Raw genomic sequence first — 15,902 nt, 5'->3', positions numbered from 1 at the left:
CCCAGCGTGAAAGGCGGCGTCGGCAGAGCGGCGACCTCGGCCAGGATATCCGGATTGCGCACCAGCCGGATCTCCAGCGCATCGGCGGCCTTCTTGATCTTGCTCCCCGCGGGCTCGGCGGGCCGGTAGTCCGCCACCGCGGCGGTCGCGACGAAGATGTCGCAGTCGCGGCTGCGCGCCGTCACGGCGGCGTGCATCTCCAAGGCCGTCTCGACCTTGACCAGCTCGGCCACCGCAGGCGGCGTCAAGGCGCTCGGTCCGCTGACCAGGACCACGCGTGCGCCCAGATCGGTCAGCGCGGCCGCCAGTGCATATCCCATGCGCCCGGAGCTGCGATTACCCAGATAGCGCACCGGGTCGAGCGGCTCGCGGGTCGGCCCGGCGGTCAGGAGGACGCGCACGCCGGCCAGCGGTTGCAGGTCGGAGCCGCTCAGCGCCTCGGCGATCTCGAGCGGCTCGAGCATCCGTCCCGGGCCTTGGTCGCCGCAGGCTTGGCTGCCGACACCCGGACCCAGGATCCGCGCGCCGCGGGCCACCAGCCGGGCCAGGTTGTCTTGAGTTGCGGGGTGACGCCACATCTGTTGGTTCATCGCCGGGGCGAGGATCAGTGGCGCCTCGGTCGCAAGGGCCAAGGTCGTGAGCAGGTCGTCGGCGATCCCGGCCGCCAGGCGCGCCATCAGGTCTGCGGTCGCCGGGGCGATCAGCAGCCGATCCGCCCAGCGTGCCAGCTCGATATGTCCCATGCCCGCCTCGGCCGCCGGGTCGAGCAGGTCGGTCCGCACCGGATGACCGGAGACCGCCTGAAAGCTCAAAGGGCCGACAAACGCTGTCGCCGCGTGTGTCATGACCACCCTCACGACATAGCCGCGCTCGCGCAGGCGACGCACCAGGTCAACCGATTTGTAGGCGGAGATACCGCCACCGACACCGAGCAGCACCTGATTGCGGGGGCTTGGATCCATGACCTTTACGTGTACACTGCGTCTGTGGAACAGGCCGCAGTTTAACGCAACCCATCGACGGAGGTCGCATGCCGATCAAGGACTGGCCGGAGGGTGAACGGCCGCGGGAGAAGCTCCTGGAGCGGGGGGCGGGCGCACTCTCGGACGCCGAGCTGCTGGCGCTGTTTCTGCGCACCGGCGTACGCGGCAAGAGTGCGGTGGATCTAGCGCGCGAGCTGCTCGCGGACTTCGACGGTCTCGTCGGGCTGCTCGCCGCGGACAAGAAGAGGTTTTGCGAGGGCAAGGGTCTCGGCACCGCCAAGTTCGCCGAGCTTCAGGCGGTCCTCGAGCTCAGCCACCGCTACCTGCTATCCCGGATTCGAGGTCAAGATGTCCTGACCAGCCCGGAGGCCACACGCGACTATCTCAAGCTGCGCCTCTACGGCTCGCCGCACGAGATCTTCGCCTGCCTCTTCCTCGACAACCGACACCGCGTCATCAGCTACGACGAGCTGTTCCAGGGCACGATCGACGGGGCCAGCGTTCACCCTCGAGTGGTCGTGCAGCGAGTGCTCGCCACCAACGCCGCCGCCGTGATCTTTGCCCACAACCATCCCTCGGGTGTGGCCGAGCCCAGCCAGGCGGACCTGCGGATCACGCAGCGGCTCAAGGAAGCACTGAGTCTGATCGACGTGCGCGTTCTGGATCACGTCATCATCGGCGACGGCGAGGGAACGTCCTTGGCCGAGCGAGGACTTCTTTAGTTTCGGACGGAGTCAGCTCGTCGCAACCTTCCGGAAAAATTCAAAAAACCAAAAATGTAGGATGGGTAGAGCGAAGCGAAACCCATCCATCCCGCGCCAAGCGCATCAGACCAAAACCGGCGATGCGGCGGTTTGGAGGATGGGTTTCGCTGACGTTCTACCCATCCTACGCGGTGATCTAAGGTGTTTACCTTGTTTCCGAATCGTCGCTCACGGCGTCAATGTACAGGCGCCGTCCTTGCACCGGCGCCTCAACCTCCAGTCCGCAAAGCGCGCGTATCCCCAATCGAGCGGCCCCACCAGGCGCAGGCCCTGCACCAAGGCCGCGAGACGACGGTAGCCCGGAAGTCGACGCCAGATCGCGACGAAGGCCGGCACTCCGATCAGTATGCGGCCGTCGGTCTCCTTGGCGTGGATGCGGCGCATGGCGTCCGTGCGGCCGATCCCGGCGTCGGCCAATGCGCCGCCGTCATCGGTGATGTCGACCCAATGAATCATCCCCGCCTTGTCGATTCTGCGGTAATGGGCGATCTCTTTGCTGCAGAGCGGGCAGCCGCCGTCGAAATAGGCCGTGAATGCGGTCATGGTGTGGTTGCGTCGATGTCCGGGATGGTGCTCTGGATGGGGCGGAGATGGATGCACACGCGCGATCGCTCAACCCCACTGCTCGACCCGTAACGCCTCGAGCCGCGCAAACTCATGGATATCGTTGGCCACCAGGGTTCGCTTCGAGACTCAAACGGCGCGATGATCTTGGGCCGCAACCGCGCAGGTCGCCGTCGGCGGCTATACTCGACCTTCGGCACAAACGACAGGACCGACTCACTTGAACGATCCCGCCGCCCGGCTGCGCATGCTCCTAGATCGCGGCGACATGCTCGTCATGCCCTGCTGTTTTGATGCCCTGTCGGCGCGATTAATCGAGCAGGCCGGGTTCCCGCTGACCTTCATGAGTGGTTTCGCGGTCTCGGCGAGCCGCCTCGCCCTGCCCGATACCGGGCTGATCTCGGTGACCGAGATGCTCGACCAGGGACGCGCCATCTGCGATGCGGTGCGGATCCCGGTTATCGGCGACGGCGACACGGGCCACGGCAATCCCGCCAACGTCCGACGAACCGTCGATCAGTACGCCGGTGCCGGGTTCGCCGGCGTCATGATCGAGGATCAGGTCACGCCGAAACGCTGCGGCCACACCGGGGTGAAGGAGGTCGTGGACCGCGAAGAGGCGATCCGCCGGGTGCGCGCCGCCGTGGATGCACGCGACGCCGGCGCAGGCCCCCTGATCGTCGCGCGCACCGATGCACGCAGCGTCCTCGGACTTGATGAAGCGCTATGGCGGATGCATGCGTTCGCGGACCTGGGCGCCGACATCCTCTTTCTCGAAGCACCGCGCGACGAGGCCGAGATGTGCCGCTTCTGCACTGAAGTCCCCGGCATCAAGATGGCCAACATGCTCGAAGAGGGCATCACGCCCATCCTGCCGCCCGCAGTGCTCGCGCAGATCGGATACGGCATCACCGCCTACCCGCTGACCCTGTTGAGCGCCGCGGTCTTCGCGATGCGCGAGGCCCTCGCCGAGCTGGCCGCCGGCCGCACACCGCAGCGCCGCGTCGACTTCCGCACGCTCCGCGAGCTGGTCGGATTCGATGCCTACGACGATCTATTGAAGCGCTACTGAGGCGATCGGAAAACACAGCTCGGCCCGCATCGTCGGTGTAGCGATAGACCTCACGCTGGGCCTTGCGCGTGGGGTTCGGCGTCCGGAATCAGGAATGGCGTCTGCGCAGATGAGCGACCGGCGATGGGCAAGACTTCGAAGGGGTCATCCACTTCCGGCAAAGAACGCGCCCACTGCCCGAGGTCGATTGCGTCAAGATAGCCGAGGCGTTGCTCCTCGCTGGAGGCCAACCACATGAGTCCAAAGGAAAACAGAAACACCACGACAAGAGGGACGGCCGCCTGGAGATCGGCCATCCGGTCAGACAGCCAACAGCGAAGGCCAGATCCGCGACCCTAACGGCGGGATGTTGGTCTCCTCGGCATCGATCTGGTCCGTCCCTGTGGTCCCCTCGCGTTCGCGTGCGAAGGTCGTCGCTGATTCTTATTGCCTCGGCAAAGGTCATCGCGGTAGGTTCACCACTGTCCAAAGCGCGCGGAACGCCGCGGGGTGAAAGCCCGACGCCTGCGAGGTCAAGTAAAAATGAGAAGGGGCAGCGCGTGATCGAGTCATTGGAATGGGCACTCTTGGTGGTCGCCGGCTTGGTTCTGTTGAGCGTTCTCCTAAGCCCGCTCGCGATCCGCCTCGGCGCGCCGATCCTCCTGATCTTCCTCGGGATCGGCATGCTCGTTGGTCAGGACGGGCCGGGGGGTTACGCGTTCGACGACTTCGAGCTCGCCTATCATGTGGGCAGCATTGCACTGGCGGTGATCCTGTTTGCGGGTGGTTTGGGTACCCGCGTTCACGATATCCGCGTCTGCTGGGGTCCGGCACTGATGCTCGCGACGGTCGGCGTGGTCATCACCGCTGCCGTGGTCGGCGTGTCGATCTGGTTGCTTGGGGTTTCCTTGCTGGTGGCCCTGTTGCTCGGCGCCGTCATCGGATCGACGGACGCGGCGGCAACCTTCCTGCTGCTGCAAGGGCGAGGCATCAACCTGAAAGGTCGCGTCATGGAGACGATCGTGGTCGAGTCCGGCCTCAACGATCCGATGGCGATTTTTCTGACCATCGTCCTGGTGTCCTTCGTCGATGCCGGGAGTGCCGAGCTGTCGTGGTCGCTGGGCGGAACCTTCGCGCTGCAGTTGGGGGTGGGGGCTGTCGCGGGCCTTCTCGGAGGGCGGATCCTCGCCTGGCTGATCAACCGCCTCGAGCTGGCGAGCGGGCTCTTTGCCGTGTTGGCCCTGTCCGGGGCGATGGCCCTGTTCGGCGGCACCCAATTGATCGGCGGCAGCGGTTATCTGGCGGTATATCTCTGCGGGGTCGTCCTGATGGATCGCGTCGGCGGGTTGCGTCGGGAAGAGTTGAACATCACGCACGGGAGCCTCGCCTGGCTCAGTCAGATCCTGATGTTCCTTATGCTCGGCTTGCTGGTCACGCCGCATCAGTTTTCCGGCGAGATCATGCACGCGGCCGGAGTGGCGTTTCTCCTCATCTTCATCGCCCGACCGCTCGCCGTGGCCGTCAGTCTGGCACCCTTTAGATTTAGTCTCGAAGAGCGTCTCTTTATTTCTTGGGTGGGCTTGCGGGGAGCGGTCCCTATCTTTCTCGCGATCATCCCGGTCATGAGCCCCGGCCCTGTGGACGTGAACTTCTTCAATGTCGTCTTCATGGTGGTGATCGCCTCGCTCGTTCTGCAAGGCTGGACCGTCCCGTGGCTGGCGCGGCGGCTCGATCTCGAGGACAAGGGCGAGGCGCCCGCGACGGACCGGATCAAGCACTCGCAATAACGGTCGATCCGCTCGGCGCATGTGCCGCAGCGGCGATGCAGCAGCGGCAATCCAAAGGGGCCCATGCGTAAAAATCGACAGGGCGATCCGATACGCGAACACCGCAGCCCTCTGCCTGCTGCGAGGCGGATCGACACAGGTAGCCGCCGTCGAGCGCGCTTTCCAAATCCACAAACGCCTTGCGGCGATGCGGGAGCCCGACTATGCTTTTGCCCCGCCAATCCGGGGGTTTTCGAGAGAGTCGAATCGCCCGCCGAGCCTGGCCGGCCGCGTCCCGTCCAAGTCCTTCGCCGAACCGGCGATCGACGCAGTCGCGCAGGGATCGGATGTCTTGTTTTCAGCATGCAATGCGAGACGGCCGGAGACACGTCGAAGGTGTTTGAAGCTTGTTGACGAAAACCGCCCGCTCGCGGGTTTTATGACAGCCAACCCCGGTTAAGGATGAGATCGACATGTTCAAGAAGTTCATCGAGAATTCATTGAGAAAGACCCGTACCTTGCCGCGCATCAGTTTGGCGAGATCGTTTGCGCGGCTGGGCTGGACCGGACTCTGGATCCAGATCGTGGTGGGGGCGATCCCGATCGTGCTCATGAGCTACACCTTCGTCTTCGCACAGTCACCCAGCGGGCCGCGTGCCGGCTTACCGATTGTCGAGTATTTGACGATGGGAAGCCTGGCGATCCTGGTCTTCACCACCTTTTGGTTCTATCGCTATACGCGGATTGCCAAGCGGATCGCCGGTCCGGAGCAGTCCCCCTCGGAGGAAGACCTTGCAGGAACCGTCTGGGTCGGTCTGGTGGCGAGCAGCGTGGCGATCCTCTTCACGATCGTGGTGATGTTCATCGAGGTCGCCCATCTTCTCTTCTATTTCCTCTCAACGCCGCAAGGTGGCGTTCCGGTTATTCAGACGACGGGTATGGGTCCGGCGAGCTGGGTCTCGGCTGTCGATATGCTCAGCCTCATGTCCATGGTCATGACCCTGTTGGCCGAGCTGGTCGTCATGGTCTTCAGCCTCTGGCTGCTGTTCCGAGTCACCGAAGGCTCGCCCGAGTACGGCGGAGGCAAAGTCGTCGTCTAGACCGGGTCTGCCCGCTCGGTCATCCCGCCGCGTCGCGCGCCGCGCCGACGCGGCGGTCGTCCACAGCCTTCTTTTCGGACGCCGATGACCGATCTGCCCGACACCGAGGGTCCGCGGGCACCGCTCCCCGCCGGGGCATCCGACGCCGATCCTGCCGCACTCGCGCTCCTTCCGCCTCGGCGGCAGCGTCCGTTTCGCATCCCGAATCCGCGGCCTTTTGCCGGGTTTCCTCTCGTCTTCCTGCTGCTCCTGCTCTGGCTTGGTACAACTCAGTCCGGTCTGCGCACGCTTCTCGATCTATTTGCCGAGCTGGTCCCGGACAATTTTCAAGTCGGTCAGGTTGAGGGGCGGCTACTCGGTCGTATCGCCGTCGCCGATCTCTCGATCCAGTTGCAGGCCGTCGCGATCCGCATCGGCCGCATCGATCTCGCGTGGTCGCCCCTCCGGGCGTTTGGCGGAACCCTGTCGTTCGCCGAAATCCATGCCACGGACGTCGACCTGGTTTGGAGCGATCGCGCGCGAGGCTCCGAGGACGCTGTTGTTCTGCCCGATCTTCTCTTGCCGCTGTCCCTCGAGCTGGGCGCCGCACGCGTGGAGCGCCTGCGAATCTTCGCGGCGGACAGCGACCGACCCGTTGCCGTGATCGATCGCGCCGAGCTCTCCGGGCGACTCGAGGACGGCCTGATGACCATTGAACGCGTCGGTGTCGTCCTGATTGATCCGGCGTTCGAGGCGCTCGGCAGCGGAACCGCGCGGTTGACCGGCGCTTACCCGCTCGACCTTGACGTGAACTGGGAGCTCCAGTTGACGCCGGGCGCCCGCGTATTGGGGCACACCCGTCTGGACGGAGACCTGGCGGATCTCGCTGTCCTGAGCACGGTGACCGGCTCCGCCGACCTGGATCTCGATGTCGAGCTCAGCGATCCGCTTGGACGTCCACGGTGGAGCGGCACGCTTGAGCTTGTGGCTCTGGATCTGCCCGCCTTCGATGCCGGTCTGCGCGAGGTCGCGGTCAGCGGCACCCTCGCAATCCGCGGGGATAGTGCGTCGACCGCAATAACCGGCGAGATCCAAGCCCAGCCCGCCGAGCGACCCGCTCTCGGACGTCTCGCCGCCTCGGTGGATCTGCTGTGGGAGGATCCCGTCGTGGAGATCCGGTCCCTGGATCTGCGCCGCGCCGGCTCGGGCATGCAACTCTCCGCGAGGGGTACGATCGACCTGAACGCAACCACCGGCGTTGATGTCGATGCAGTCCGAGCACGATCGGAGGCGACCGGACCCGCCCCTTCGGTCTCGGCACCGGCTTGGGATCTGTACTTGAGCGGTGCGGCGCTGAACCCTGCCGAGTTGCTCGCCGCATTCGTCGCGGATGCCGACCCCGAGCTCTGGTCGGGCCTCCTCGATCTGCAGCTCGCGAGCCGCGGCCGGCTCACCGAGACGGGGCCTGCGTTGACGGCTGCACTCGAAGGACTAAGCGGCGAGCTGCGCGGCTATCCGGTTTCCGCGACCGGAGACTTTGCGCTCGCCGAGGGCCGACTGGTCATCGATGGCTTTCGCGCCCGATCCGGGCCGAGCACGCTGCGCATCGACGGCGCGCTGGATAGGTCGCTCGATTTGCGCTTCGCACTCGACTCGCCCGACCTGGCGAGCCTCTACCCGGGCGCTGCCGGGCGTTTAGAAGCCTCCGGTTCGGTCTCGGGATCCATCGGCTCGGCGCGCATGCTGATCAAGCTCAACGCCGGGGACTTGGGGTTGGCCGGACACGCCACCGGACGTCTATCCGCCCGTGCCGACCTGGATCTCTCGCCCGACGGATCTTTGGAGATCCGCCTGGATGGACAAGATCTTCTGATCGAGGGTCGGCCTTGGAAGCGTCTCTCGATCCGGGGCGAGGGCCGCCGAGCGGACCACCGGCTCGGTCTGTCGCTGGAGGGCGATCCGCTCTCGGTCGAGTTGGCCCTCGCGGGCGGTCTCGCGGAAACAGGCCACTATCGCGGACAGGTCACACAGCTGCGTCTGGACAGCCGGGATTTCGAGGCATGGAGGCTCCAACAAGCCGGGCCGATCGAGGTCGCCTGGCCAACCTTCGCCGCGGGACCCTTCTGCCTGCGGCACGAGCGCGGATCAGGCGGTTGTCTCGAGGTCTCGCGGGACGCGAGCACGGCCCTGATGGTGGCGGTCGCTCTTGACCGACTCGATCTCGACCTCCTCGCGCCCTTATTGCCGAAGGGGCTCTCGCTGGACGGTCGCGCAGCGTTCGACGGGCGCTTCGTCGCCGCCGGGACGCGCTTGGAAGGACGCGCGACGGCCAACCTTCCGTCTGCTCGCGTGAGTCTCCCGTCCGCACGCGGCCAGGATCAGGTCCTCGTGTTTTCGGGCGCACGATTCGATGTCGATGCAATGCCCGCCAACCTGCGCGGTCGGCTGGTCTTGCCGCTGGAAGGATTGGGCCAAGCCGATGTCGATTTGGAGCTGGCCGGGTGGCGGCTCAATGATCCGCTCCGCTCCACACAGCCGGTAAACGGTCGGTTCCGAGCGCAATTCGCCGGATTGGAACGGTTTGCGGACCCGATTCCCCAACTGACCCGCTTGCGCGGCACGCTCGGCGCGGATATCGCGCTGGGCGGCACGCTCGGCCAACCCGGCGTTCGCGGCGATGTCCGTGTCGAGCACGCGGGATTCAATGTTCCGCTGATCGGTCTGGAGGTCGCGGACCTGACACTCTCGGCAAACGCTGCTTCGGCAGAGCGCATCCGCCTTTCGGGCGGCGCCGACGTCGGCGGCGAGCGTCTGGAGATCGGCGGCGAGGGCGGTCTCGGTCCCGCTGGCCCGAGTGCGCGGATTCGAGCCACCGGGGAGCGCCTCGTCGTGATCGACACGAACGAATATTTCGTCAGAGTCTCGCCGAGGCTCGATCTGGAGGCAACGGCCGAGGGCGCTCGGGTGCGGGGCGAGATTCTCATCCCCGAGGCACGGATCAACCCGCGCGCGCTTCCCGAAGGAACGGTGAGACCCTCGAACGACGTCATCATCAAGGGGACTGACCGCCCGCCACGGTATCCGATCGACCTCGTAATCGGGCTGCGCGTCGGCGAGGGGGTCAATCTGGATGCCTTCGGTTTGTCCGGACGACTCGTGGGGAACCTCAACCTGATCCAAACGCCCGGCCGCGACCTCTTGGGCAACGGACAGTTGCAGATCCTCGGCGGCCGCTACCGGATTCCGACCGGGCTCGGGCCGGCGGCGGATCTGGTTGCACCTTTGGCGATTTCACGCGGTCAGCTGGTATGGGTCCGAAACCCGATCCGGAATCCAGGGCTGCTCTTTCTTGCCGAACGCGGGAGCGGCAGGACAACGGCCAACGTCCGGGTCATCGGCACACTCGCCGACCCGCAGTTCACCTTTTTCTCGAACACGGATCCGGCGATGAGCCAATCCGACGCGATCACCTTCCTGGTCACCGGAATTGCTCCCGGCGGCACGGATGCGGACCAAAGCGCAGCGCTCGCCTTCGGCCGTTACATCGCACCCGGGACCTTCCTCGAATACGAAACCGGACTCGGCGATGCCCGGAATCGATTCAGGCTGCGCCGCAACCTCACCGACCGCATCCAGCTGGAAGCCCAGAGCGGCCAGCGCCCGAGTGTCGATCTGTTTTGGAGCTTCGAACCGGCAAGGTCCGGCAAAACGGGGATGGAACCCGCCCCGGACGGCGCAATCGTCGGCGAATGACCGGCGTCGGCCGGTCCAGTTGTCGAGCGCCGAAGGAACGAGCGGCGCGGATTGCCCGCGCCGTCCTCCACTCGAGGTGTGGCTCAGCTCGCCCCTTCCAGAAACGCCTTCAGGCTCTCTTCCTGATCCTTTTCCAGCGAGGTCTGCAGCACCTTGCCTTTGCCCTTGAACTCCGCGAGCCCCTCGAGGACCTTGTCCGCCGTGACCTTGCGCACCAGGATGAAGACCGCGGAGCATCCGGGTTGGAAGTTCTGCGCCAGGCCTTTCATAAAGTCGTCGTTGATGCCGATATCCGAGAATTTGCCGGACAGCGCACCGGCACCGGCACCGACCGCCGCGCCGAGAAGCGGGTTGAGGAACACCAAACCGATCAACATCCCCCAGAAGCCGCCGCCGACCGCGCCGACCGCGGAGAGATTCACAGCCTGATGAAGCTTGACCTTACCTGAATCGTCCTTGGTCACGATGACCACGTCTTCCATGTCGATGAGGTAAGCCTTCTGCATCTTGCCAAGCTCGGCGCGCAGCTCGAACGCCAGATGTTCCTCGGGGAACGAAACGACAATCAGATCACTCATGGACTTGGCCTCGTGGATGTTTCTAAGGATCAGGGTGCACAGGGCGGCTCGAGCGGTTCCCGGTCATGCGCGAAAACCGTCGCGCGCTAAGCCAAAAAACCTCGGAAGTCTCGGGATCGGTTCGATGCGGGCACGTTGTGGGCCCGCACTACGGAATTACAGATTGCCCCTTTTATGCTCGTCCATTAGATAGCCTCCGAGCGCCCCGACACCGGCACCGATCAGCGCGCCTGCTCCGGCCTGAGCGGTGAATGACCCAATCGCGGCGCCGGTCGCAAGGCCAAGCGCCGTGCCGGTTCCGACACGGGCCCCGGTGGTGTTTCCGCAGCCGGAAAGTGCAGCAGCCGCAACGAGGATCAAAGGGATAGCGATCGTCTTCAAGTTGGTCTCTCCTAATCTCAGTCTCGACGCCCCGCGAACGGGCAGTTTCCTTCACGTTAAAGCGCTCGGATGCGTATCCTCGGGCGAGTCTGACGGGTCGCCCTGAGGGATCCGGTCCACGCCGGTGACCCACGCGCTCGGCGGCGACGTTCGGCGTGTCGCCGAAGCATCGCAACCCGGGTCGGCTTGTTCACCGACGGCCTTCGGCGTATCTTCCGGCGGTCGTAGGTGCATCCCTTCGGGGGGTTCCGACCCTTTCGAGCCGGAATCCGGCTCCGCGATCATAGCTCAGATTCTCCGGAAGGAGGGTGACGATGCCGGCCGCCAATGTGACGGGGTCTGCGACTGGAGGAAGCTGCCAGCCGACCAAGATCGTTTTTTTCGGGCTCGGTGCTGTCGGGTCTGCGCTCCTGATCTGCCTCTCCGAGCTTGCCGAGCGCGACGACGTCCCGGTGCGCTTCGTTGTCTGTGTGGTGAACCCGGACGCCGCGCGCGATGCCCTCTTTCATGCCGAGCGCATCTTCGACCGAATCGAGTTCATCGGCGTACCCGACTTTGCGCCGGTGTTTGCGCTGGAGCCCGGATACGAGAGCGCACTGAAGGGTGCGGCCATGGTGGTCAACGCCGCATTGCCGGAATTCAACGGGCCCGTGATCGAGACGGTCGGCCTGAGCTACCTGCGCTATCATGACCTGCTCAACACACCCTATGCCGGGGCGACCTACATCTCCTATCCGACCGCGGTCGGCGCCGCCATCCTGGCCTGGCATGCGCTTGAGTATGCACGCGAGGCACCGGGCGCGCTCGTGGGCGTCGTCGGGGGCGAGGATCTCGCCCGCCTGCTGCCGCGAATGCGCGCGGACGCCGTCCGACGCGATCTGGTGGCCTGGGACATCGATCTCTTCGAGAGTGTCCGCGACGCCTCGGAAGCCTGATTTTGCTCCGCAACACCGCCTATCGTTCCAAACGAGGACCGTCCGATGCTTGCGAGGACCGCCCGAATCCTGAAATTGGTCGCACAGCTCATTGCAGTGAGCGTATTGACCTTCCTCGCCGTGCGCACCTTCGACGCCTACCAAAGCGCGCCGCTCGCCCCGTGGCACACCTTCACCCCCGACGAAATGGTCGCCGAGGAGCTCGACAGGTCCGACTGGGCGGCGTATCTGGAGCGCGAGCAGACGCTCTTCGACCAAGTGCGCACGGAGGTCACCGACAGGCTCGCCCCGGAGGAACGCATCCTCTCCAATCGCTATTTCGAAGGGAGTCCGCTCTATCCGGGGCGCTTCGCCCGGGACTGGAACCGCTCCTATGTCCTCGAGCCCGACGGTGAGCCCCGAGGTGCGGTCGTCCTGCTTCACGGTCTGACGGACTCCCCCTACAGCCTGCGTCACATCGGCCAACGCTACCGCGCGTCAGGCTATGTCGTGATCGGGATCCGCCTGCCCGGACACGGAACCGTCCCGGCCGGGCTAACGAACGTGCAGTGGGAGGATTGGTCGGCCGCGACACGCTTGGCGGTGCGTGAGGCCGTGCGCCGGATCGCACCCTCGGCACCCCTGCAGTTGGTGGGCTTCTCCAACGGCGGAGCGCTCGCCATGAAGTATGTGCTGGACGCCGTCGAAGATCCTTCCCTGCGGCAAGCGAATCGGGTCATCCTGATCACGCCGATGATCGGGATCACCGAGATGGCCCGATTCGCGGGATTCGCCGGCTTGCCCGCCATCTTTCCGGCGTTCGCGAGTGCGGCTTGGCTCGGCGTCATCCCCGAGTTCAATCCGTTCAAATACAACTCCTTTCCGGTCAACGGGGCACGCCAATCGTCGCTCCTGACCCGTGCGCTGCAACCACGCATCGCCCGCCATGCCCGCGACGGGCGTCTCGACGCCCTGCCCCCGATCATCACCTTCCAATCCGTGGTCGATTTCACCGTCAGCACGCGCGCCATCGTGACGAGCCTCTACGCCCAGCTCCCGCAAAACGGCAGCGAGCTGGTGCTGTTCGATATCAACCGCAACACCAAGTTCGGGCCGCTGATCCGGCCGGGCACCGAGACGGCGCTCGAGCGCCTTCTCCCGCCGACACCGCGCCGCTTTAAGACCACCGTCATCGCCAACGCCGACCCGGACAGCAGCGAGGTGGTCGAGCGGGTGATCGACGCGGGGGAGACCGAGGAGCAGGTTAGAGCGTTGGGTTTGACCTATCCGCGCGAGGTCTTTTCGCTTTCGCACGTCGCGCTGCCGTTTCCGATCGACGATTCGCTCTACGGTCTGGAGCCGAACGAGAACGAGGATTTCGGTGCCCACCTCGGGGCATTGGCCATCCGCGGCGAGCGCGGGGTCCTGGTCATGAGTCTGGACTCGCTGGTGCGCCTGTCCTGGAATCCCTTCTTCCCCTACCTGCTCGAGCGGATCGAAGATGGGATCGTCGATGCGCCCTTCGGCGCGACCGACGACAGCCCGACGAGCAGGGCGGACGCAGCAAACAGCGTCGACTCTTTGTGAAAAGGCAGTTGATCCGCCATGGCGCCGAGCCGGGACAAATTTCCGCGACGGCAGACCATTGCGTTCAGGGATTGACCGCCATATCTCGCACCTTGTCTAGGTCATGAACAACCCGATGAGGTGTTGAAAATGCGAATGTTCGTCTTGCTCCCGATGCTCGGGGCTCTCCTGCTGCCCACCGCGGCCTCCGCCTCCTGCGCCCCGGCCCTCGATTTCGAGATGCGTCGCCTCGCCGGCGACGAGACCCTGCGCCTTTGCGATGCCTATCAGGGGAAGGTGATCCTTGCGGTGAACACCGCCAGCAAATGCGGCTTCACCGGCCAATACGAGGGCCTCGAGGCCCTGTACCGCGAATATGGTGATCGCGGGTTGGTGGTGCTCGGCTTCCCGTCCAACGATTTTGCGAATCAGGAGCCCGGCACCGAGAAAGAGATCCAGGAGTTCTGCCGTCTGACCTACTCGGTGGAGTTTCCGATGTTCGAGAAGGTGCAAGTCCGTCAGGGTGCGGCGGCACCCTTCTTCGAGCACTTGGCCGGGGAGACCGGCGTCTACCCCGAGTGGAACTTCTACAAGTACCTGATCGACCGAGACGGCAAGGTCGTCGAGGTCTTCCCCAGCCGCACCGGCCCGGAGAGCGAGAAGATGATCCAGGCCATCGAACGCTTGCTCTGAGCACCGTCGACCGATCGGCGTTGTTCGCAAAACCGGCCTGGAGGCATCAGTTGCCGTTTCCGGAGCCGAGCCGGTCGCGCGCCAACGCGGCGGCATCCTCGATCCCCTGCTGTGCGCGGTCGATGATCGCCTTGCCTTGGGCGATCATCGCCTGCTTGACAGCCTCGGCGAGTGCGGACCTGGAGAGCGACTCGCCGTCGATCGTCATGGTCTCCGGGGAGGTCGAATAGGCGGACAAGGGATCGCTCAGCATCAACGCGGTGTCTTCCACTGCATTGTAGCGATAGCGACAGGTCGCCTGCCGAGGCCCGCTTAATCCGTCGGACTCGAACCCCAGCACGACCGAAAGCCCCGAATGGCCGCGGGGATGTGTCTGCACGTCGGTCCAGCGCACCGAGCTCGGCGATGCGACTTGCGTCGCCACCAACTTCTTGCAGAAGCTCACGCGCACATCCTCGCGCGAGCCCGAGCAGCTCGCGACCAAAACAGATGCGGTGGCGAGAGCGACGATCATTCCCGGCGAAGCCGTGGTTCGTTTTGTCATGGTCGTACCCTTTAACCTAGATCCGGGCTGGCGCAATAGCCAGGCAGCTCTTGCGAGCCCGTCGGACGGACATTATGCTGCGCCGCTCATCGCCGGGGTATCTCGAGCCGCATACCCCGGCCTCGCAGCCCGCTTTGATGGAGCAACGCCGATGGACTTCTCGACCCGGCATCGCCTGATGCTCGCCGACGGCCCTGTCGCCTATCGGAAGGTCACCACCGGCAAACCCCCTCTCCTGCTTGTCCACGGCTGGGGTGGAACCTCGCGACACTGGCAGCACACCGCGGAACACCTTTCGGACATCCGCGATCTCTATGCCCTGGATCTTCCGGGTCACGGGGACACTCCCGGAAGACCCGGCGCAACCGGACCCGAAGCAATGGCGAGCTTGGTCATCGACTTCGCCGACCGCCTGGGCCTGGATCGCTTCGACCTCAATGGCCATTCTTGGGGTGCTGCCGTCGCGATCCTGGTCGCGGCACATCGGCCCGAGCGGGTCGATCGACTGGTGCTGACCAGCTTGGGCATGGCCCGCAACGCGCTCGAGCGTCTCGCCCTAACCCAGGCCTACCGGCAGATGAATCTCGCCCTGTCGCTCTGGCGGCCCTGGCTGGTCATGTCCCGGCCATGGCTCACGCTCTCGCGCCCGGCGATCGCCTGGTTCGGCGCTCAGCCGCTCGTGTATCGGGCGATCGCGGCACACGTCCTGCGCCGGCTCCCCGCGGACGACGAGATGGTGCGTGTCGGCGTACGGGAGTTCTTAAGCACGGATCCGCTCAGTGCGCTCGAGTGTGCCGTCGGTGCCGGGAGCCCGGTCTTCCCGGTGGCCTTGGAGACGATGGCGACGCCGACGCTGTTGGTCAACGCGGATGCGGATGCCGTGATGCCGCCATCCGGTGCCCGCGCCCTTGCTGCACGGATCCGTAACGTCCGCGCGGTTCGCCTCGATGACTGCGGCCATCTGCCGATGATCGAGCAACCCGAGGCGTATCACCGAGCGGTACGCGAGTTCCTCACCGCGACGGTGCTCGACCCGCGCTCGAGCAAGAACCCCGACGCCCGATGATCCGCGCAGATCGAACGGCATGCAGGCCCGGCACGACCTCGAACTAAAGATGATGGTATAGATTGGCCACCTGACGGTCGACCTGTTGCTGTTTGACCAGCCGTGAGCGTCCGATGGCATCGAGAAGCTCCTTGCAGGCAGGGTCTTGCTTGCCGAGATAGTCGATCGACAGGACTAGATTCTGGCTCACGATGATCTCG

The 15,902-nt window shown here is 65.1% G+C and carries 15 protein-coding genes and 1 pseudogene; 9 read left to right on the top strand and 7 right to left on the bottom strand.

Annotated features, from left to right (window positions below; all coding sequences use genetic code 11):
* On the bottom strand, positions 1-962 hold a 962-nt coding region (gene coaBC / locus GPT33_RS11210; protein WP_296808785.1), incomplete at its 3' end, for a bifunctional phosphopantothenoylcysteine decarboxylase/phosphopantothenate--cysteine ligase CoaBC.
* A gap of 68 nt (positions 963-1,030) precedes the next feature.
* Between coaBC and radC the strand changes: the two genes are divergently transcribed.
* Positions 1,031-1,705, top strand: a complete 675-nt coding sequence (gene radC / locus GPT33_RS11205) for a DNA repair protein RadC (protein WP_296808783.1) — start codon at positions 1,031-1,033, stop codon at positions 1,703-1,705.
* Positions 1,706-1,915: 210 nt separating this feature from the next.
* Here radC and GPT33_RS11200 read toward each other — a convergent pair whose 3' ends face one another.
* Positions 1,916-2,290 carry a DUF393 domain-containing protein gene (locus GPT33_RS11200; RefSeq protein WP_296808780.1) on the bottom strand — a complete coding sequence of 125 codons (375 nt, stop codon included), beginning with the start codon at positions 2,288-2,290 and terminating at the stop codon, positions 1,916-1,918.
* A gap of 241 nt (positions 2,291-2,531) precedes the next feature.
* Here GPT33_RS11200 and GPT33_RS11195 point away from each other — a divergent pair, with 241 nt between their 5' ends.
* Complete coding sequence (locus GPT33_RS11195; protein ID WP_296808777.1) at positions 2,532-3,383, top strand: isocitrate lyase/PEP mutase family protein; 852 nt, start codon at positions 2,532-2,534, stop codon at positions 3,381-3,383.
* Here the strand turns inward: GPT33_RS11195 and GPT33_RS18900 are convergent.
* Both GPT33_RS18900 and GPT33_RS11190 read right to left on the bottom strand, forming a co-directional pair.
* Positions 3,355-3,414 (bottom strand): annotated as a pseudogene (locus GPT33_RS18900) (hypothetical protein); the annotation flags it as partial. The gene GPT33_RS11195 and the pseudogene GPT33_RS18900 sit on opposite strands and share 29 nt — an antisense overlap.
* Positions 3,415-3,433: 19 nt before the next feature.
* Positions 3,434-3,679, bottom strand: coding sequence for a hypothetical protein (locus tag GPT33_RS11190; protein ID WP_296808774.1), 246 nt, complete (start codon positions 3,677-3,679; stop codon positions 3,434-3,436).
* A gap of 243 nt (positions 3,680-3,922) precedes the next feature.
* On the opposite strand from GPT33_RS11190, the gene GPT33_RS11185 reads away from it, so the two are divergent.
* From GPT33_RS11185 to GPT33_RS11175, 3 genes are all read left to right on the top strand, one after another.
* Positions 3,923-5,149 carry a potassium/proton antiporter gene (locus GPT33_RS11185; protein WP_296808771.1) on the top strand — a complete coding sequence of 409 codons (1,227 nt, stop codon included), beginning with the start codon at positions 3,923-3,925 and terminating at the stop codon, positions 5,147-5,149.
* Positions 5,150-5,601: 452 nt separating this feature from the next.
* Positions 5,602-6,228 carry a DUF3611 family protein gene (locus GPT33_RS11180; RefSeq protein WP_296808768.1) on the top strand — a complete coding sequence of 209 codons (627 nt, stop codon included), beginning with the start codon at positions 5,602-5,604 and terminating at the stop codon, positions 6,226-6,228.
* A gap of 84 nt (positions 6,229-6,312) precedes the next feature.
* Positions 6,313-9,960 (top strand): translocation/assembly module TamB domain-containing protein, encoded by a 3,648-nt coding sequence (locus GPT33_RS11175; RefSeq protein ID WP_296808765.1) that lies wholly within the window; start codon positions 6,313-6,315, stop codon positions 9,958-9,960.
* Positions 9,961-10,043: 83 nt separating this feature from the next.
* On the opposite strand, the gene GPT33_RS11170 is transcribed toward GPT33_RS11175, so the two are convergent.
* A complete protein-coding gene (locus GPT33_RS11170) occupies positions 10,044-10,538 on the bottom strand; it encodes a DUF1269 domain-containing protein (protein ID WP_296808763.1) in 495 nt (164 codons plus the stop codon).
* A gap of 156 nt (positions 10,539-10,694) precedes the next feature.
* Positions 10,695-10,919 (bottom strand): glycine zipper domain-containing protein, encoded by a 225-nt coding sequence (locus GPT33_RS11165; protein ID WP_296808760.1) that lies wholly within the window; start codon positions 10,917-10,919, stop codon positions 10,695-10,697.
* Between the two features lie 314 nt (positions 10,920-11,233).
* Between GPT33_RS11165 and GPT33_RS11160 the strand changes: the two genes are divergently transcribed.
* The 3 genes from GPT33_RS11160 (at position 11,234) to GPT33_RS11150 (ending at position 14,092) form a co-directional block, all read left to right on the top strand.
* Entirely contained in the window at positions 11,234-11,854 is a 621-nt protein-coding gene (locus tag GPT33_RS11160; RefSeq protein WP_296808758.1) for a hypothetical protein, read from the top strand.
* A gap of 45 nt (positions 11,855-11,899) precedes the next feature.
* Positions 11,900-13,420 carry an alpha/beta hydrolase gene (locus GPT33_RS11155; protein WP_296808755.1) on the top strand — a complete coding sequence of 507 codons (1,521 nt, stop codon included), beginning with the start codon at positions 11,900-11,902 and terminating at the stop codon, positions 13,418-13,420.
* Between the two features lie 135 nt (positions 13,421-13,555).
* Positions 13,556-14,092: a glutathione peroxidase gene (locus GPT33_RS11150; RefSeq protein WP_296808751.1), complete on the top strand. Its 537-nt coding sequence runs from the start codon at positions 13,556-13,558 to the stop codon at positions 14,090-14,092.
* Between the two features lie 46 nt (positions 14,093-14,138).
* On the opposite strand, the gene GPT33_RS11145 is transcribed toward GPT33_RS11150, so the two are convergent.
* Positions 14,139-14,636, bottom strand: a complete 498-nt coding sequence (locus GPT33_RS11145) for a hypothetical protein (protein ID WP_296808748.1) — start codon at positions 14,634-14,636, stop codon at positions 14,139-14,141.
* A gap of 151 nt (positions 14,637-14,787) precedes the next feature.
* Between GPT33_RS11145 and GPT33_RS11140 the strand changes: the two genes are divergently transcribed.
* On the top strand, positions 14,788-15,702 hold the full coding sequence (locus tag GPT33_RS11140) for an alpha/beta hydrolase (RefSeq protein WP_296808745.1): 915 nt from the start codon (positions 14,788-14,790) through the stop codon (positions 15,700-15,702).
* Positions 15,703-15,902: the final 200 nt, after the last annotated feature.

It is taken from the genome of Thiocapsa sp., from assembly GCF_011390875.1.
Classification (GTDB): Bacteria; Pseudomonadota; Gammaproteobacteria; order Chromatiales; family Chromatiaceae; genus Thiocapsa.
Note: the sequence above shows the minus strand (reverse complement) of the source record. Positions and strands in the feature narration are given on the sequence as shown.

Excerpts from the sequence above, each read along its gene's own strand:
- radC (WP_296808783.1), top strand. The coding sequence starts at position 1,031 with ATGCCGATCAAGGACTGGCCGGAGGGTGAACGGCCGCGGGAGAAGCTC.
- GPT33_RS11200 (WP_296808780.1), bottom strand. The coding sequence starts at position 2,290 with ATGACCGCATTCACGGCCTATTTCGACGGCGGCTGCCCGCTCTGCAGC.
- GPT33_RS11190 (WP_296808774.1), bottom strand. The coding sequence starts at position 3,679 with ATGGCCGATCTCCAGGCGGCCGTCCCTCTTGTCGTGGTGTTTCTGTTT.
- GPT33_RS11180 (WP_296808768.1), top strand. The coding sequence starts at position 5,602 with ATGTTCAAGAAGTTCATCGAGAATTCATTGAGAAAGACCCGTACCTTG.
- GPT33_RS11175 (WP_296808765.1), top strand. The coding sequence starts at position 6,313 with ATGACCGATCTGCCCGACACCGAGGGTCCGCGGGCACCGCTCCCCGCC.
- GPT33_RS11170 (WP_296808763.1), bottom strand. The coding sequence starts at position 10,538 with ATGAGTGATCTGATTGTCGTTTCGTTCCCCGAGGAACATCTGGCGTTC.
- GPT33_RS11160 (WP_296808758.1), top strand. The coding sequence starts at position 11,234 with ATGCCGGCCGCCAATGTGACGGGGTCTGCGACTGGAGGAAGCTGCCAG.
- GPT33_RS11155 (WP_296808755.1), top strand. The coding sequence starts at position 11,900 with ATGCTTGCGAGGACCGCCCGAATCCTGAAATTGGTCGCACAGCTCATT.
- GPT33_RS11150 (WP_296808751.1), top strand. The coding sequence starts at position 13,556 with ATGTTCGTCTTGCTCCCGATGCTCGGGGCTCTCCTGCTGCCCACCGCG.
- GPT33_RS11145 (WP_296808748.1), bottom strand. The coding sequence starts at position 14,636 with ATGACAAAACGAACCACGGCTTCGCCGGGAATGATCGTCGCTCTCGCC.
- GPT33_RS11140 (WP_296808745.1), top strand. The coding sequence starts at position 14,788 with ATGGACTTCTCGACCCGGCATCGCCTGATGCTCGCCGACGGCCCTGTC.